Genomic DNA, 1,839 nt, shown 5'->3' with positions numbered 1-1,839 from the left:
CTATTCCCAGCAGTTGCCGGGTGGCGTTACTTTACGGCGTTCTTATATTGCCACAGAACCTCGCATAGAACTGGTTAATGCTATCTCACTGGCAGAGCGACTCTTAGCTGTTGGCTGTTTCACCGAGATCATCAACTGGAAAAAACGTCTATTCATTCCGGTTTCAGACAAAGCCCCAGCTATTCTAGCGGCTGTGATTGAAATCTTGGGATAAGTCAAAACGCTGATGTATTTATTAGATACATCAGCTTATTTTTCGCTCAAATAAGAGATGAAGAAAGGGAAAGGGGGAAAGGAACCCCATACTTAAAAGCAGAAGTTTTAAATATGGATTGGAGGCGGAGCGGCTCCGTCTCCGCACTGCTAAGTTATCGCACTACGTGCCTTAAAAATCTTCTTTTTTTATTCGACCTATTTAAAAATAGGGGCTTCATACGATAAAGGGGAAAAGTTTTTTGTATATTGCCCTTTCCCCCCTTCTTGGTAATCGGCATCACCGTGTCAGAAAAGAAAAATTTTACACTTAGAGAATTTACAATAATCCAACTTTTTTCAGGCGCGATAGCAATCCAGTCCGGGTGCTATAATTTTTTTGCATCTGCTTAATAGAAGCTTTAAACTCCTCTTGCTTTCCTTGATATTCAGCCAATTCCCGTAAGTCAATTAGATGTGCAACTGCTTGGTCATAAGTTTTGGATTGCTTGAATTCAAGTAACTTATATATATCTGACCATACTTTATCTTGATTTTTAGCTAGAGCTTCTAACTTCCGGATTTTTTCCTGTTGTGCTGCTAATTTTTCTCGTTGCTGACGCTGTTGCATTTGCTCATTAGCATTTTCTAGTAACTGGGAGAATGAGCGTCTGTGAGTATCATGATTGCTATCAGTTTTGGGAATTTTAAATAGTTCTCGCAGTCGCTTTACAAGTTGTATTCCAACATTAATTTCACCTGTTGCCAATTTCAAAAGAAAATAGTCTTTTTCCTCTGATGACAAAGCTGTAATCCACTCTTTTATGGGTTCAGTATTTTCTTTTTTATCAATACTTACTTGAGATGCCGATGCAATTAAATCCTGGTCAATATCAAATAACTCTATAAAAGTCTCAATCGCATCAGGTAGCTTTTTCAAGTTGGCTGGGACAGGTGGTTCAACTAAATCTTCTTCATCTTCCCCTTCTTCAATTGCTATTGAAGCTGCTTTTAACCAAGCCAGATAGAAAACTCGGTAATCCCCTTGTAAAATATCATCACGCAATTGCACTAACTTCGCTAGCCATCCCTCTCCTTCTATCCAATCTCCATATTCTTCATCCTGGATACTGATATCTACAATTACATAATTTTTGCTACTTGATACAGTAATTTTATCAGCTAAACAATAAGGTTCAAAAACTGATGGAGCAACCACTGTTTTAGGGAAACGAAACATTAATTGTCGCGTTCCCCAATTCGCCATGTATAACATGATGTCGAAACACTTTTCTAGAACTTCCTTGGGTTAACCTCGAAAGTCTCCATAGCTGTAGGTAAAAATTGCGTTTGTTGCACTCAACTGTACCCGACTAGATAAACTACTTATATATGCTTGTTCCGATGCAGTTAATGGTCGGTCTAATGCCTGGAATTCGTAATACTGGTACTCGCTCATCGTTTTCTTTACCTTTAATAAAGTATTTATCAAACAGAATTCAGGAGTCAGGAACCAGAATTCAGAATTGAATTGTGAATGAAAAAGCGAACAATTGAGTGGGTTTAAGACCCCACTCAATTGTTCGTGCAGCGTCTCTGAAAGAGAAGATTTAGCGGTCTACAATGAGTGGCAGGTTTGAATCCCCC

3 protein-coding genes are annotated in these 1,839 nt (G+C 38.8%); 1 reads left to right on the top strand and 2 read right to left on the bottom strand.

The features are described from left to right. The coding region (locus ACWATR_RS39745; protein ID WP_460345806.1) for a hypothetical protein at nucleotides 1-214 on the top strand (214 nt) is incomplete at its 5' end. A gap of 318 nt (nucleotides 215-532) precedes the next feature. On the opposite strand, the gene ACWATR_RS39740 is transcribed toward ACWATR_RS39745, so the two are convergent. Both ACWATR_RS39740 and ACWATR_RS39735 read right to left on the bottom strand, forming a co-directional pair. After that, nucleotides 533-1,432 carry a hypothetical protein gene (locus ACWATR_RS39740; protein ID WP_460345805.1) on the bottom strand — a complete coding sequence of 300 codons (900 nt, stop codon included), beginning with the start codon at nucleotides 1,430-1,432 and terminating at the stop codon, nucleotides 533-535. A 69-nt stretch (nucleotides 1,433-1,501) separates the two neighbouring features. Then, complete coding sequence (locus ACWATR_RS39735; protein ID WP_460345804.1) at nucleotides 1,502-1,651, bottom strand: hypothetical protein; 150 nt, start codon at nucleotides 1,649-1,651, stop codon at nucleotides 1,502-1,504. Between the last annotated feature and the right edge of the window lie 188 nt (nucleotides 1,652-1,839).

This window comes from Nostoc sp. UIC 10890, from assembly GCF_054786515.1.
Note: the sequence above shows the minus strand (reverse complement) of the source record. Positions and strands in the feature narration are given on the sequence as shown.